Source organism: Pseudomonas sp. WS 5071 (assembly GCF_012985765.1).
Taxonomy (GTDB): Bacteria; Pseudomonadota; Gammaproteobacteria; order Pseudomonadales; family Pseudomonadaceae; genus Aquipseudomonas; species Aquipseudomonas lundensis_A.
On the sequence record NZ_JAAQWY010000015.1, the window covers coordinates 61,749 to 75,117 of the forward strand.

The window sequence follows — 13,369 nt, forward strand, 5'->3', positions numbered from 1 at the left end:
CATGCCTGCTTTCGACTATCACGCGCAGGATGCCAATGGCCGCACGTGCCGGGGCCAGCAGCACGCGGACAGTGCACGGCATGCGCGGCAGTGCTTGCGCGAACGTGGCTTGCGTCCGCTGCAGGTGAGCGAGGCCCGCGGCGGCCGGACGGCGGGGCGTTTCGGGCAGGCCGGTACGCGGCTGGGCGTGCCCGGTCTGGCCCTGTTGACCCGTCAATTGTCGACGCTGGTTCATGCCGGCCTGCCCCTTGAAGAGGCCTTGCTGGCCGTCGCTGCGCAAACCGACAAGCGCAAGGTCGGCAGCTTGCTGGCAGCGGTGCGCAGCCGTGTCCTGGAAGGCCATTCGCTGGCCACCGCGCTGTCGGGGTTCCCCCGTGCATTCCCCGAGCTGTTCTGCACCACCGTCGCGGCGGGTGAACGCAGCGGTCATTTGGGGCACGTGCTTGAACAATTGGCCGACTACACCGAAGCACGTCATGCCGCGCGCCAGAAGATCCAGCTGGCGCTGGTGTACCCGATGATCTTGTTGTTCGCGTCCCTGGCCATCGTCGGATTTTTGCTGGGCTATGTCGTGCCGGATGTCGTGAAAATTTTCGTCAACAGCGGCCAGGCCCTGCCCGTGCTCACCCAGGCCATGATTGCCCTGAGCACAGGCTTGCGCAGCTACGGCTGGCTATTACTGATCCTCGTGATCGTGGGGGCGGGTGCCGCACGCTGGGCCTTGCGCCAGCCCCGGCTGACCGTGCGCTGGCATGGGCTGCTGCTCAATGCGCCTGTGGTGGGCGGCGTACTGCGGGCAATGGAAGCGGCGCGCTTTGCCAGTACCTTGTCGATCTTGGGCAAAAGTGCCGTGCCGTTGGTGGATGCGCTTGAAATCTCGGCCACGGTTATCGCCAACCTGGCGATCCGCCAACGCCTGCACGAGGTCGCCCGTTCGGTGCGTGAAGGCGGGACCCTGGCCCGGGGTCTGGAACGCAGCGGGGATATCCCGCCCATGATGCTGCACCTGATCGCCAGCGGTGAACGTGCCGGTGAGCTGGACAACATGCTGGCCCGGGCCGCCGAACAACAGGAGAAAACCCTCGCCGCCCGCATCGCCCTGGTGGTGAGCCTGTTCGAGCCCATCATGCTGGTGCTCATGGGCGGCGTCGTTTTATTGATCGTCATGGCCATCTTGCTGCCCATTCTTAGCCTCAATCAACTGGTGAACTGACTGATGAAAGCCTCCTCCAAATCCACTCAACGCGGCTTCACCCTGATCGAAATCATGGTGGTCGTGGTCATCATCGGCGTGCTCGGCGCCATTGTGGTACCGCAATTCATGAGCCGCCCGGATCAAGCCAAAGTCACGGCGGCACGCACAGACATTCAGGCCATCTCCACGGCGCTGGAAATGTACCGCCTGGACACCTTCAACTACCCCTCCACCCAGCAAGGCCTCGAAGCGTTGAGCGCCCGCCCGTCCGGAACACCGCTGGCCAAAAACTGGAACCCTCAGGGTTATCTGAAAAGTCTGCCACTCGACCCTTGGGGCACGCCCTATCAATATGCCAACCCCGGCACCCATTCGGCCGGTTACGACCTCTTCTCCTTGGGCGCTGATGGCGTCGCCGGCGGCGAAGGGTTTGCAGCCGACATTGGTAACTGGAGCGAGTGAGCCATGCGGCGCGCGGCGGCAGGCTTTACCTTGATCGAAATGATGGTGGTCATTGTGTTGATCGGCGTGATGGCATCGATGGTGCACATCAGTCAGGGCGACAACACCGCACGCCTGGCGCGCCAAGAGGCTGACGTGCTGTTGAATTTGATGCACGGCCTGCGTGAAAAAGCCGTCCTTGAAGGGCTTGAGTTCGGGCTGCGGCTGGAGCCGGAGGCTTACCAGTTGATGGCGTTCACGCAGGAACAATGGCAGCCATTGCAACCCGCCGTGCAACTGCCCCAAGGGGTGCAACTGGCCTTGACCCTCGAAGGCCAGCATCACCCCCTCAACGACAGCGCCCAGTTGCCCCACGTGGTATGGCTGAGCAGCGATGAAAATACCGCCTTTGATTTGCACTTCGACAGCCCGCCGGTCCGCTGGCGCAGCATCGTCAGCGACGGTCTGAATGACGCGCGCATTGACGACAACGGCTCGCTGCCATGAAGGCGGAAAAAGGCTTCACCTTGCTGGAGATCATGGTTGCGCTTGCCATCTTTGCCACCCTGTCGGCCGCGATTATGTCGGCCAGCAGCTATGTGCTGGGGCAAAGCGCTCGGGTCGAGTCGCGCTTGTTCGCCGCCTGGTTGGCCGACAACCACCTGAGCGACTTGCAACTGCACCCGCAGCCGCTGACAGAAGGTCAAACGGTCCTCACCCTGAATTTTGCACAACGTGACTGGCGCGTGCAGCAGCGCATCGCCCGCGAGCCCGGCACAGGGCTGTGGCGGGTTGAGCTGGAGGTCAGCCCGGTTGGCAGCTCACAGGTGATGCAGTCCGTCGTGCAGTGGTTGGCGGTGAAAGATGCGCCCTAAAACGCAGGCAGGTTTCACCTTGCTCGAACTGGTCATAGCCATGGCCATTTTTACCCTGCTGGGGATTGGCTGTTGGCGCCTGTTTGATGGTGTGGTGCGTGCCGAACGCGCCAGCAATGCCCATGAACAGGCGTTGCGCAGCCTGCAACGGGCGGTGGCGTTGATCGAACGGGATGCGTTGCACGTGCACACGTCGGCCAGGCAGCCCGGCCTGACGCTGTACCCCGACCGGCTCAACCTGCGCCGTGGTAATTGGCGCAATCCGCTGGGCCAGCCGCGCAGCGAATTGCAAGACGTCAGCTACCGGCTTGAACAGGGTGTGCTGTGGCGTTACAGCCAGGGCGTGGACGTGCCCGGTGTGCAAAAACAGCAACTGTTGAGCGATGTGCGCGCTGTGCGCTGGCGCCTGTTTGATACCCAAACCGGCTGGCGCAACGCGTGGCCTACCAGCAAGACCTTTGCAAAAAAGACCCCGCAAGCCCTTGAACTTCAGTTGTCCGTGGGCCGCTTTGGGCAGGTACGCCGCGTGATGTTGCTGCCGGAGGGTGAATGAAACGCCACGCCCAGCAAGGCGTGGCCTTGATAACGGTGCTTCTGGTCATGAGCCTGGCCTTGCTGATTACGGCCGGGATGCTGCGCAGCCAGCGGTTGTCGTTGCACAGCAATGCCCAACAGATCCATCAATTGCAGTTGCGCCAGCTGGGTTTCTCCGGCGAAGCCTGGGGCCGCGAGCGCTTGCGTACGTTGTTGCCCGATCCCGCGTCGCCGGTGGCGGTCGGGCAAGCCTGGGCTCAGGGCAAGCCGGGCTTGAACGTTGAGGGGGGCCGGATCGAGGTTGAAATCGAAGACCTCAGCGGGCGCTTCAACGTCACCTCTTTGCTGACCAAGGGCCCGCCCGACGAGGCGAGCGCCCAACGCTGGCTGCGTCTGCAAAAACGGCTCAAGGTCCCGGTGATAGAGGCCACCGCTTTTCAGGGCCTGAGCCTGAATGACATCAGCCAGTTGCGTCAGGTGCCGGGTGTCGATGCCCAGTGGTTATTGCGCATGCAACCCTGGATCGCCCTGCTGGACAAAGGTGCACGGCTCAACGTCAACACCGCTTCAGCCACGCAGCTGTCCTCCCTGACGGGGATCACCCCCGGTCTGGCCCGCCGTCTGGTGGCTGAGCGGCCTGCACACGGCTATGCCAGTGTTGAAGACTTCACCTTTACCCCGGCGCTCAGAGGGCTCGGCATTCAGGCCACAGGTCTGGGCATCGACAGTCACCGGTTTCGGATCACCACCCACGTGCGTCTGGGACAAAGCCGTTTACGTCTGGAAAGTGACGTAGCGCGCAACCTCACCACCGGCCAATGGCGTCTTTTGCAGCGACGCTTTCTCGCGCCCCTACACAGCGAACCCCACGAATGAACAGCTGGCTCTACCTCTCCGCCGAGGACTTTGCACGCAGCGACGCCACCGACTTGGCTCGCGCTTGTGTTCACTTCTGGCAGGACGACACAGCCGTGTGCCGTGGCCTGCTGGAAGAAGCCGCCGCCGCTTTCCAGCACAGCGCAGTGCAACTGATCGTACCGATGGAAATGTGCAGCTGGTTGCTGACCGAGCCCTGGCCGAATAAGCGGCGGCCCGGCCTTCAGGCGCTGGCGTTTGCCGTCGAGGAACAGTTGGCTGACGACCTGGATGTGCTGCACATCGTCGTTGGCCCGATGGATGCGCAGCGCCGCTACCCCTTGTGGGTGACGCATAAACAGCGCTTCACCACGTTGCTCAATCAGTTGCAGGCGCTGGGTTTGCACATCGCCTGCGTGCGCGTGGATGCCGACATGCTGCCCCGTGAGCAGGCGTGTGCTGCGCGTTGTAATGGCCGCTGGCTCGTCGGCGGTGCGCTTGATCTCAGGCTGGCGCTCTCTGATCACGACTTCAAAGCTGTGAAAGCCGAGTTACCGGTGGACCTTATCGAACTGCCGGGCGACCCACTCAACACGCTGCTGAGTGCGTCCGGCCGCGAGGCGATCAACCTGTTGCAAGGGCCATTTCGTCCTGCCGCCCACGCGCTGCCGTGGCGCGACATCTGTGTGTCGTTGGGGCTGACGTTCGCCCTTGCGCTGGGGTTTATTCATGGCCGCAGCAGCTACCTCGAAAGCCAGGCCGCCCGCCTGTACGCGCTGAGCGAAGAGCGCTTCAAAATGTTGTACCCGGGCGAAACCGGCACCCAGGAGTTGTCCACGCAGCTCAGAGGGTTACAGCAACGGGGCGCCGCGCCAGCCGACGGCCACATGGCGCGTCTGGCCCATTTGACCGAACAGGTGATCGGCGCCAGCAGCGTCGACGTTCAGCGTCTTGAGTGGCGTGAGCATGGCGGCTGGGCCCTGACCATCACCGCCTCCAGCTTTGCCGAGCTTGAGCAGTTGCGTGAGCGGGGCGAGCAAAGCGCGCTGCCGATCACCGTGGGCAATGCCCGTCAGCAAGGCAACCGGGTGCAAGCCTTACTCACACTGGAGGACGTTTTATGAAGGCTCGTCTGCGTGATTGGGCGCGACAGTGGCAGCAACTCCCGCGCCGTGACCGGCAACTGTGTGTGGCACTGGCGGTATTCCTGTCGGGCGTGTTGGCTGTGTACGGGCTGTGGCAACCGTCGCAACAGCGCCTGCAAACGGCGCAGGCGCTCTATTACAAAAACCTCGCACTGGCCGGTGAAATACAGCGCGCACGGCCAGTCAAGCCGATGAAGGTACCCGATCAACCCCTGCCCACCCGCCTCAGTGAAAGCGCCGTGGCTGCCGGGTTGAACGTGCAACAATTTGAGATGGATACCGCGGTGCTGCGCATCACTGTCAGCGCAGAGGCGGATGTATTACTCACCTGGCTGGCGCGTATTGAGCATGAAGGCGCTGAATTCCAGAGCCTGCACCTGGAGAAACGCGACCGCCTCCTGGAAGCCCGGCTAGTGATCAAGCGGGTTTGATATTGCCCGGCAGGGCGGGCAAACGCGCCAGGTGCAGCGCCACCAGCAGTGCAACCACCAGCAGCCCGCCAATGAACAGGCCGATTCCGTTCCATCCCGCCATGTGCCAGAACACCCCGCCCAGCGTCCCGGCCACGCTCGATCCGGCGTAATAGCTGAACAGGTACAGCGACGACGCTTGCCCTTTGGCCTTGGTGGCGCGGCGGCCGATCCAGCTGCTGGCCACCGAATGCGCGCCGAAGAAGCCAAACGTGAACAGCAACATGCCGATCACGACAAACGCGATGGGCTCCAGCAAGGTCAGGGCGATCCCGGCCAGCATCAGCACAATCACGGCCCACAGCACTTTGCGACGTCCCAATTTGTCGGCCAGCGCGCCAATCTGGGCGGAGCTGTAAATACCTGACAAATACACGATGGACAGCAAGCCCACCACGGCCTGATTCATGTTGTAGGGCTCGGCCAATAAGCGATAACCGATGTAGTTGAACAGCGTCACAAAGCTGCCCATCAGCAGAAAGGCTTCGAGAAACAGCCACGGCAAACCGGCATCGCGAAAGTGCATGGTGAAACCGTCCAGCAGGCTGCGCGGGTTCATGGCCCGTGGCCGGAAATTGCGCGATTCGGGAAGGATTTTTACGAACACCAGCGCCGCTGCCATCGCCAGCCCGCCGATCACCAGCATTGCCGTGTGCCAGCTGACAAAATCGATCAGCACGCCGCTGATCAAACGCCCGCTCATGCCGCCGATGGCATTACCGCCAATGTACAAGCCCATGGCCAGCCCGATGTGCTGCGGGTGGATTTCTTCGCTCAGGTACGTCATCGCCACGGCCGCCAGCCCGCTCAGCGACAACCCCACCAATGCCCGCGTGATGAGCACGCCTTCCCACGTCGGCATCAGCGCACTCAATACGGTAAAGATCGACGCGGAAAACAGCGCAAACACCATCACCGGTTTGCGCCCGAAGGCGTCAGAAATTGGCCCGGTAATCAGCAGGCCGATCGCCAGCATCGCAGTCGCCACCGACAGGATCAGGCTGCTTTGCGCGGCGTTGATGCCGTATTCATGGGACAGCACCGGCATCATCGGTTGCACGCAATACAACAGCGCAAACGTCGCGAACCCACCCGAAAACAGCGCCAGTACCGTGCGCATAAACATCGGGGTGCCTTTTTCGATAAACACGTCATTGAGTTCAGCGACAACATCATCCAGCGCAGAAGGCCGGACTTCGTGGGCGAGAGGGGCGACAGCAGTTTTCACGGGGGACCTCAAAAAACGGGTAAAGCCGAGCGGCAATGGCAAAAGAATATAGGTGGCTAACGATTCTTTCCAATATATTATTCGACCTGTTTAATAGGTTTTACGACTTAATGGAGGGTGTATGGAACTGCGTCACTTGCGCTATTTCATCGCGGTTGCCGAAGAGCTGCACTTCGGTCGCGCTGCTCAGGTGCTGGGCATCTCGCAACCGCCGCTGAGCCAGCAAATTCAGGCGCTGGAGCAGGAACTGGGGGCCCGCCTGTTTGAGCGCACCAACCGCCGCGTTGAACTCAGTGAAGCGGGGCGGCTGTTTCTGGAGGAGGCACGTTTGGTGCTGGCACAGGTCGACAAAGCGGCCGACGTTGCGCGGCGTGCGCAACTGGGAGAACTGGGCGAACTGAAGATCGGCTTCACCTCATCGGCGCCGTTCAGTTCCAGCATTCCGCAGGCGATTTTTGCCTTCCGGCAAGCGTTCCCGGCCGTGCACCTGAACCTTAAGGAAATGAGCAGCCGCGAAGTGGCCGAAGGGTTGGTGGACGAATCCATCGAAGTGGGCATGATGCGGCCGTTGGTCTTGCCCGATTCACTGCACGCCGTGGAGTTGTTTCGCGAACCGCTGGTGGCCGTGATCCGTGCCGATCACCCGTTGGCCGATGGCAGTGAAGAGGGGTTGCACCTGGCGGCGCTGGCCGAAGAGCCGTTTGTGTTCTTCCCGCGCAGCTATGGCAGCGGGTTGTATGCGCAACTCCTGAGCCTGGCGCGGCAGGCCGGGTTCAGCCCGCATTTTTCCCAGGAAGCCGGCGAGGCCATGACCATCATCGGGCTGGTGTCGGCAGGGTTGGGTGTTTCGGTGTTACCTGCGTCGTTCCAGCACATGCGCATCAAAGGGGTAGTCTACCGGCCACTGCTGGACCCGGACGCCAACACCGCCGTGTGGCTGGTGCAGCGCAAGGGCAACCCGTCACCGATGGCCAAGGCGTTCGCAGACCTGCTGACCCGCAAAACCGTGGCCCCGGTATAAGTCACGCCAATAATTTATCCACAGCCGTTCGGGCTTGTTGAATCAGGTGCACCACCGCCAGCGCCACATCGCGGTTCAAGCCTTGCAGGTTGTCCGCCGAGGCGTACGCCGTCGCAAGCGCGCAGCGCACTAATTCGTGGGTGTGTTCGAGGTGTTGTTCGTATTCGGGGGTGTGGTTCATGCGCAGTTCCTTAAGTGATAAGAGCTGACGCCATTTGCTTGCACACAAAGAGGGTGGCAGCTGTATGCGGGTGTGCAAGACCGGAGGAACGCAAACCGGCAGGCCAAAGACCTCCCACATACAGCCGCCATAAATCGGGCTTCTGAAAGTGACATTTGCGTATTTCGAACTTGCACGTCCGGTCACCCATGGGGGATGACGAACCGGAGGCTATCGATCGAAAGAGACAGACGCAAGGCCCGTGGATTCTCTAGGAAACGTCCTGCAAAGGAAAGCGACAACCCCTCCGACCCCCCCCGCAGCCGAGGCACGAAGCGGCGATCGATTGCGCATCGATCGCACACCTGCGTACCACTTCGACGGCTACGCGCTAAAAAGCCAGGCTCAGTTCACCTTCGCCAGATCACCTTTCAACGCAACACCTGCAATCACGGCGCCCGCATGGCACTCGTAGGTTTTCGGGTCTTTGCGCTCATTACGTTTGTAGAAGCTGGCGATGTTGGTTACAGCGTTGGCGCCGACTTTTTTCGCGGCCTCATGCAGCGTGATCAGCGCTGATTGCAGGGCCCACGAACAGGCCTGTTCGTCGCTCTTGTTGAAGGCGTTGGTCTTTTTGTTGGTCACCGCGCCGGGGCTGACCACGGTCACGTTGCCGCGCGGGGTATTGCCGGCCAGGTAGAACTTGACGCTGCCGTCGATCTTGCCAGTGCTGATGGCTTCGGTCACGACCTGGTCGAAGGGCAGGTACAGCGCGGTGTCGCGGGCCTGGCTGACGGCAGGCAGGGTGCACAGCAGCAGGGTGGTGGCGGCTGCCAGAGTTTTGAATTGCATTGAAGTCTCCATGACGTCGTGATGAGTGCGTTACTGCGGTGTGGCCAAAGCCGATTCCGACAGCTTTCGGGCTGTCTGCTCGTTTTGGTGGTCTTTGAGTTCACGCAGGATGCCCTTGTCCAGCAGGCGCACCCAGCGGATGTAGTTCTTGTGAATTTTGCCGTCCTTGTAGTCCAGGCCGCTGCTGTCACGGTACTGGATGCGGTAATGGTTGGCGCTGTAGGGAATGTCGATTTCAGCGTGGTACTGGCCGCGCACCGTGATTTGCGCCTGCACCCCTTGCGGGGTGATTTTTTGCACCGTCCATTGGCGCGCCACCAACGTTTTGACGATGGCCTGTTGCACCTGTGCCCGGTCGGCCTGGATGGACACGGGCAGGGTGCGGTCCGGGGTGAGCAGGCGTTTGCTGCTGCAGGCCACGGTGCTCAAGAGGGCGAGGGCGATCAGTGTTGCGCGTAACAGATAAGTCATTCCATTGGCTCCAGCGGGTTCACGCCCAGCGACGGAAAATCAACGACGTGTTGACCCCGCCGAACGCAAAGTTGTTGTTCATCACGTAATCGTTGCGCATCGAACGGAACTCGCCGCGCAGGTAATCCAGCTCGCCACAACGCGGGTCGATGTGGTCCAGATTGAGGGTCGGGACGTAGCGGTCGCGGTTCATCATTTCGATGCTGAACCACGATTCCAGCGCGCCACAGGCGCCCAGGGTGTGGCCCAGAAAACTCTTCTGCGAACTGATGGGCATGCGCGCCCCGAACAGTTCATGGGTGGCCAGGGTTTCGGCAATGTCGCCCTGTTCGGTGGCGGTGCCATGGCCGTTGACGTAGCCGATAGCTGCGGCGTCCAGGCCTGCGTCTTCGAGCGCCAGTTCCATCGCCCGGCGCATGGTGCTGACTTCCGGGCGCGTGGTGTGCTGGCCGTCGGCGTTGCTGCCAAAGCCGACGATTTCAGCGTGGATGTGCGCACCACGCGCCAGCGCGTGTTCCAGTTCTTCGAGCACCAGCATGCCGCCGCCTTCCCCGATCACCAGCCCGTCGCGGCCATTGTCGTAGGGCCGCGGGCTGGTCTGCGGGGCGTCGTTTTTCAGGCTCGTGGCGTACAGCGCGTCGAACACCATGGCTTCGGTCGGGCACAGCTCTTCGGCGCCGCCGGCGAGCATCAGCGGCAAACGTGCGAACTTGATCGCCTCGTAGGCGTAGCCGATGCCCTGACTGCCGCTGGTGCAGGCGCTGGAGGTCGGGATCAGGCGCCCGGTGAGGCCAAAAAAGATGCTGATATTGGCCGCCGTGGTGTGCGGCATCATGCGCACGTAGCTGTTGGCGTTCAGGCCCTCGGCCACGGAGTTGAGCAGCATGTTGCCGAACGCCTTGATCTCGTCAGTGCTGCCGGTGGACGACCCGCATGCCACGCCCATGCGCCCGTCGCGAATGATGGGGTTGCCCAGTAACCCTGCGTCCTGCAACGCCTGTTCGGCCGCGCCCACGGCCAGCCGCGACACCCGGCCCATGCTGCGCAGCTGTTTGCGGGTCCAGTGTTTAGGCACCGCAAAGTCATCAATGGGGCCGGCCAGGCGGGTGTTAAGTTCGGTGAACCGGTCCCACTCGTCCATGCGCCGGATGCCGCTGCGCCCGGCCACGAAGTTGGCCTCGATGCTGGCCCAGTCGCTGCCCAGCGAGGTGATACCGGACATGCCAGTGACTACAACGCGCTTCATCAGCACAAGCCTCCGTTGACGGCCAGCACTTGGCGGGTGATGTAGCCCGCTTCGGCGGACATCAGAAAATTGACCGCCCCCGCGACTTCTTCCGGGGTGCCCATGCGTTGTGCGGGGATCATTTTCATCAATTCTTCTACGGGGACGTTTTCGTCGAGCATGGCGGTGTCGATCAACCCCGGCGCGACGCAGTTGACGGTGATCTTGCGTTTGCCCAGTTCAATGGCGAGGGCCTTGGCGGCACCGATCAGCCCGGCCTTGGAGGCGCTGTAATTGACCTGCCCGCGGTTGCCGATCAGGCCCGACACGGAGGTGATGCACACAATGCGTCCTGCTTTGCGGCGGCGGATCATGGGCATCATCACCGGGTGCAACACGTTGTAAAAACCGTCGAGGTTGGTGCGCATCACCACGTCCCAGTCGTCCTCGCTGAGGGCAGGAAACGCGCCGTCACGGGTCAACCCGGCGTTGAGCACCACGCCGTAATAGGCGCCGTGGATCTCGACGTCGGTTTCGAGCGCGGCCTTGCAGGCCGCACGGTCCGCTACATCAAATTGCAACACGCGGGCAGTGCGGCCCAAGGCTTGAACCTCTGCCATCACGGCATCAGCTTGCTGGCGGCCACTGCGGCAATGCAGCACCAGGTCGAAACCGGCGTGTGCCAGACGCAAGGCGATGGCGCGGCCGATGCCACGGCTGGAGCCAGTGACCAGAATGGACTCAGACATGACGGGTCTCCGAGGTGGATTGAGCAAGGTAATGGTCAGCCTGAGGCGGCCGGAACACGTTCAGGCGGGCGGTGGCATGGATGCCGGGGCCGGTGAGGTGACACTCGAACACGCCCATGCCGTTGTCGTCTTCCAGCGAGCGCAGCGCGTGGATATGCAGCTCGGCGCCCAGCGGGAAGTGCTCAACATTGCATTCAAATTTGCGTGTACCGAGCAAAAAGCCCAGCACGACCGGGTCGCCCAGCAGGCGTGCACGGCAACCGGCGTAGGCAGCCACGCTTTGCGCCATCAGTTCGACGCCGACCCAGGCGGGCAGGCTGCCGTCTTCACGGTTGAACAAGCCGCCCGCGCGCACGGTGAGGCGGGTGCGGATCTGTTCTTGATCAAATGCCAGCACCTGATCAATGAGGATCATGTCACCGGCGTGGGGCAGTAAGTCGGCGAGCGGCCAATCGATCATGGGGCGTCTCCGATAATCAGGCTGACGTTGTTGCCGCCGAAGGCAAACGAATTGCTCATCAGGCAGCGCTTAGTGGCACACGTCAGGGTCTGGCCGGGCGTCACCCAGCTCAGGGCTGGCAGTGCCGGGTCGGGTTGGGCGTCCCACACGTGCGGCGCCAACGCATTGTGGCGGCTCAGGCTCAGCCAGCAGAACGCGGCTTCCAGGGCACCGGCGGCACCGAGGGTATGGCCGGTCATGGGTTTGGTCGATGAGCAGGGCACGCCGTCAGGGAACACCTGCGTTACGGCATGGCTTTCCATCGCGTCATTGTGTTGGGTTGCGGTGCCGTGCAGGTTGAGGTAACCGATGTGTTGCGGCTGCAACTGCGCCCGGTTCAAGGCTGTGCGCATGGCCTGCACGGCGCCGCGCCCGGTGGGTTCGGGCGCGGAAATATGGTGCGCGTCAGAACTGGCGCCCGCGCCCAGCAGGGCGATGGCGTGGGTCTTCGCGGGTTGCTTGCTCATCACAAACAGCACAGCAGCTTCACCGATATTGATGCCGCGCCGGTTGATCGAAAACGGGTTGCAACGTTCTTGCGCCACCGCTTCCAGCGCACTGAAGCCATTGAGGGTTAGCGCGCACAAGCTGTCGACGCCGCCGCACAGCACCACGTCACACAGGTTCATGTCCAGCAGCCGCTGCGCGCTCATCAGGGCGCGGGCGCTGGAGGTGCAGGCGGTGGAAATCACGTAGGCGGGGCCGCTGACGTTCAGCCACTCGGCCAAAAAGGTCGCCGGGGCGCTGAGCTCTTGCTGCTGATAATCGTAATCGCCGGGGAAGTGCTGCGTTTGCAGGTAGTGGGCGATGCCGCGGCTGGCTTCATCGATGCCCGACGTGCTGGTGCCCAGCACAATGGCCACGCGGTCAGGGCCATAGGTGCGGATCGCTTGCCGGATGTCATCTTCAATCTGCAACGCGGCTTCGAGCAACAACTGGTTGTTGCGGCTGCTTTGCGGGTTAAGACCGCTCGGGATCGGCGCCAGCGCGCCGTGCACCGCGCCCACGGTCAGCGAGCGCCCCGGCACCCAGCCGCTTTCGCGTTGCATGCCACTGCACTCCCCGGCAAACAGGTTGCGTGCCACCTCGTCCTGACCACGACCCAGCGCGCAAATAACGCCCAATGCATTCAGGTAGGCGGTCATCGGGCGGCCTCGTCATCCAGTGGACTGATGTCGTAATACACACCGTCCCGGGTATCGATACGCAACACCTGCGGCTGCTCGTATTGAATCTGCCAGCGGTGGGTCAGCACGCGCACATTGGACATGGCGTTGGCCTGTGGATAATTACGTTTCAATTCGTGGGCGGGGGTCAGCGCAAACAACAGCGCGGCGAACAGCTCCCTGGCTTCAGGGTTGGGCGCCAGCAAGCCGTCGGCGTGCCAGCGGTTGTCCTTGAGCAACTGACGTGCCAGCGGAATCCCCAGCGGGTCCATCAATGACCAGCGCAGCCCGGCGTCTTCCTGCTGGATCACCAGCAGCCAGTCTTGACGCTGATCGGCCTGCTGGCGCTGCACATGCAACTGCATCGGCAGCGTCAGGGTCGGGGTTTGACGGGGAAGCGGCAGGGTGCTGCACCCGCTGAGCAACAGCAGCAGGCACATCCAGAGTGACAGCAACAGCCTGTTGCGACCTGAGGCCGCCACG

At 62.4% G+C, this 13,369-nt stretch carries 18 protein-coding genes; 9 read left to right on the plus strand and 9 right to left on the minus strand.

The window, feature by feature from the left end; all coding sequences use genetic code 11:
• Position 1 precedes the first annotated feature (1 nt).
• Genes gspF through HBN61_RS11355 form a run of 8 tightly spaced genes read left to right on the plus strand, consistent with a single transcriptional unit; the run spans position 2 to position 5,476 of the window.
• Entirely contained in the window at positions 2 to 1,213 is a 1,212-nt protein-coding gene (gene gspF, locus HBN61_RS11320) for a type II secretion system inner membrane protein GspF (protein ID WP_170046795.1), read from the plus strand.
• A gap of 3 nt (positions 1,214 to 1,216) precedes the next feature.
• Complete coding sequence (gene gspG, locus HBN61_RS11325; protein ID WP_094993681.1) at positions 1,217 to 1,657, plus strand: type II secretion system major pseudopilin GspG; 441 nt, start codon at positions 1,217 to 1,219, stop codon at positions 1,655 to 1,657.
• Between the two features lie 3 nt (positions 1,658 to 1,660).
• Positions 1,661 to 2,143 carry a type II secretion system minor pseudopilin GspH gene (gene gspH / locus HBN61_RS11330; RefSeq protein ID WP_170046796.1) on the plus strand — a complete coding sequence of 161 codons (483 nt, stop codon included), beginning with the start codon at positions 1,661 to 1,663 and terminating at the stop codon, positions 2,141 to 2,143.
• Positions 2,140 to 2,511: a type II secretion system minor pseudopilin GspI gene (gspI, locus tag HBN61_RS11335; protein WP_169965875.1), complete on the plus strand. Its 372-nt coding sequence runs from the start codon at positions 2,140 to 2,142 to the stop codon at positions 2,509 to 2,511. The genes gspH and gspI overlap by 4 nt, the downstream gene beginning before the upstream one ends.
• Positions 2,501 to 3,064: a type II secretion system protein GspJ gene (locus HBN61_RS11340; protein ID WP_170046797.1), complete on the plus strand. Its 564-nt coding sequence runs from the start codon at positions 2,501 to 2,503 to the stop codon at positions 3,062 to 3,064. The genes gspI and HBN61_RS11340 overlap by 11 nt, the downstream gene beginning before the upstream one ends.
• A complete protein-coding gene (locus HBN61_RS11345; RefSeq protein WP_094993677.1) occupies positions 3,061 to 3,921 on the plus strand; it encodes a type II secretion system protein GspK in 861 nt (286 codons plus the stop codon). Before HBN61_RS11340 ends, HBN61_RS11345 begins: the two co-directional genes overlap by 4 nt.
• Positions 3,918 to 5,024: a type II secretion system protein GspL gene (gene gspL, locus HBN61_RS11350; RefSeq protein ID WP_170046798.1), complete on the plus strand. Its 1,107-nt coding sequence runs from the start codon at positions 3,918 to 3,920 to the stop codon at positions 5,022 to 5,024. Before HBN61_RS11345 ends, gspL begins: the two co-directional genes overlap by 4 nt.
• The gene (locus HBN61_RS11355) at positions 5,021 to 5,476 is read left to right on the plus strand and encodes a type II secretion system protein M (protein ID WP_094993675.1); all 456 of its coding nucleotides are present in this window, start codon (positions 5,021 to 5,023) and stop codon (positions 5,474 to 5,476) included. Before gspL ends, HBN61_RS11355 begins: the two co-directional genes overlap by 4 nt.
• Here HBN61_RS11355 and HBN61_RS11360 read toward each other — a convergent pair.
• Entirely contained in the window at positions 5,463 to 6,695 is a 1,233-nt protein-coding gene (locus HBN61_RS11360; protein ID WP_524539077.1) for an MFS transporter, read from the minus strand. The genes HBN61_RS11355 and HBN61_RS11360 overlap by 14 nt on opposite strands.
• Before the next feature lie 169 nt (positions 6,696 to 6,864).
• Between HBN61_RS11360 and HBN61_RS11365 the strand changes: the two genes are divergently transcribed.
• Complete coding sequence (locus HBN61_RS11365) at positions 6,865 to 7,764, plus strand: LysR family transcriptional regulator (protein WP_094993673.1); 900 nt, start codon at positions 6,865 to 6,867, stop codon at positions 7,762 to 7,764.
• A 1-nt stretch (position 7,765) separates the two neighbouring features.
• On the opposite strand, the gene HBN61_RS11370 is transcribed toward HBN61_RS11365, so the two are convergent.
• The 8 genes from HBN61_RS11370 to HBN61_RS11405 form a co-directional block, all read right to left on the minus strand.
• Complete coding sequence (locus HBN61_RS11370; protein WP_170046799.1) at positions 7,766 to 7,945, minus strand: DUF6124 family protein; 180 nt, start codon at positions 7,943 to 7,945, stop codon at positions 7,766 to 7,768.
• 384 nt (positions 7,946 to 8,329) lie between these two features.
• Entirely contained in the window at positions 8,330 to 8,776 is a 447-nt protein-coding gene (locus HBN61_RS11375) for an excinuclease (protein ID WP_169965888.1), read from the minus strand.
• A 30-nt stretch (positions 8,777 to 8,806) separates the two neighbouring features.
• Complete coding sequence (gene apeA / locus HBN61_RS11380; protein WP_169965890.1) at positions 8,807 to 9,247, minus strand: ApeA family protein; 441 nt, start codon at positions 9,245 to 9,247, stop codon at positions 8,807 to 8,809.
• Between the two features lie 19 nt (positions 9,248 to 9,266).
• Complete coding sequence (locus HBN61_RS11385; protein ID WP_169965891.1) at positions 9,267 to 10,493, minus strand: beta-ketoacyl-ACP synthase; 1,227 nt, start codon at positions 10,491 to 10,493, stop codon at positions 9,267 to 9,269.
• A complete protein-coding gene (gene fabG / locus HBN61_RS11390) occupies positions 10,493 to 11,221 on the minus strand; it encodes a 3-oxoacyl-ACP reductase FabG (protein WP_170046800.1) in 729 nt (242 codons plus the stop codon). The genes HBN61_RS11385 and fabG overlap by 1 nt, the downstream gene beginning before the upstream one ends.
• Positions 11,214 to 11,681, minus strand: a complete 468-nt coding sequence (locus tag HBN61_RS11395) for a hotdog family protein (RefSeq protein WP_170046801.1) — start codon at positions 11,679 to 11,681, stop codon at positions 11,214 to 11,216. Before HBN61_RS11395 ends, fabG begins: the two co-directional genes overlap by 8 nt.
• A complete protein-coding gene (locus tag HBN61_RS11400) occupies positions 11,678 to 12,865 on the minus strand; it encodes a beta-ketoacyl-[acyl-carrier-protein] synthase family protein (RefSeq protein ID WP_169965894.1) in 1,188 nt (395 codons plus the stop codon). The genes HBN61_RS11395 and HBN61_RS11400 overlap by 4 nt, the downstream gene beginning before the upstream one ends.
• On the minus strand, positions 12,862 to 13,326 hold the full coding sequence (locus tag HBN61_RS11405; RefSeq protein ID WP_094993726.1) for a DUF3261 domain-containing protein: 465 nt from the start codon (positions 13,324 to 13,326) through the stop codon (positions 12,862 to 12,864). The genes HBN61_RS11400 and HBN61_RS11405 overlap by 4 nt, the downstream gene beginning before the upstream one ends.
• Positions 13,327 to 13,369 lie beyond the last annotated feature (43 nt).

Excerpts from the sequence above, each read along its gene's own strand:
- gspF (WP_170046795.1), top strand. The coding sequence starts at position 2 with ATGCCTGCTTTCGACTATCACGCGCAGGATGCCAATGGCCGCACGTGC.
- gspG (WP_094993681.1), top strand. The coding sequence starts at position 1,217 with ATGAAAGCCTCCTCCAAATCCACTCAACGCGGCTTCACCCTGATCGAA.
- gspH (WP_170046796.1), top strand. The coding sequence starts at position 1,661 with ATGCGGCGCGCGGCGGCAGGCTTTACCTTGATCGAAATGATGGTGGTC.
- gspI (WP_169965875.1), top strand. The coding sequence starts at position 2,140 with ATGAAGGCGGAAAAAGGCTTCACCTTGCTGGAGATCATGGTTGCGCTT.
- HBN61_RS11340 (WP_170046797.1), top strand. The coding sequence starts at position 2,501 with ATGCGCCCTAAAACGCAGGCAGGTTTCACCTTGCTCGAACTGGTCATA.
- HBN61_RS11345 (WP_094993677.1), top strand. The coding sequence starts at position 3,061 with ATGAAACGCCACGCCCAGCAAGGCGTGGCCTTGATAACGGTGCTTCTG.
- gspL (WP_170046798.1), top strand. The coding sequence starts at position 3,918 with ATGAACAGCTGGCTCTACCTCTCCGCCGAGGACTTTGCACGCAGCGAC.
- HBN61_RS11355 (WP_094993675.1), top strand. The coding sequence starts at position 5,021 with ATGAAGGCTCGTCTGCGTGATTGGGCGCGACAGTGGCAGCAACTCCCG.
- HBN61_RS11365 (WP_094993673.1), top strand. The coding sequence starts at position 6,865 with ATGGAACTGCGTCACTTGCGCTATTTCATCGCGGTTGCCGAAGAGCTG.
- HBN61_RS11370 (WP_170046799.1), bottom strand. The coding sequence starts at position 7,945 with ATGAACCACACCCCCGAATACGAACAACACCTCGAACACACCCACGAA.
- HBN61_RS11375 (WP_169965888.1), bottom strand. The coding sequence starts at position 8,776 with ATGCAATTCAAAACTCTGGCAGCCGCCACCACCCTGCTGCTGTGCACC.
- apeA (WP_169965890.1), bottom strand. The coding sequence starts at position 9,247 with ATGACTTATCTGTTACGCGCAACACTGATCGCCCTCGCCCTCTTGAGC.
- HBN61_RS11385 (WP_169965891.1), bottom strand. The coding sequence starts at position 10,493 with ATGAAGCGCGTTGTAGTCACTGGCATGTCCGGTATCACCTCGCTGGGC.
- fabG (WP_170046800.1), bottom strand. The coding sequence starts at position 11,221 with ATGTCTGAGTCCATTCTGGTCACTGGCTCCAGCCGTGGCATCGGCCGC.
- HBN61_RS11395 (WP_170046801.1), bottom strand. The coding sequence starts at position 11,681 with ATGATCGATTGGCCGCTCGCCGACTTACTGCCCCACGCCGGTGACATG.
- HBN61_RS11400 (WP_169965894.1), bottom strand. The coding sequence starts at position 12,865 with ATGACCGCCTACCTGAATGCATTGGGCGTTATTTGCGCGCTGGGTCGT.
- HBN61_RS11405 (WP_094993726.1), bottom strand. The coding sequence starts at position 13,326 with ATGTGCCTGCTGCTGTTGCTCAGCGGGTGCAGCACCCTGCCGCTTCCC.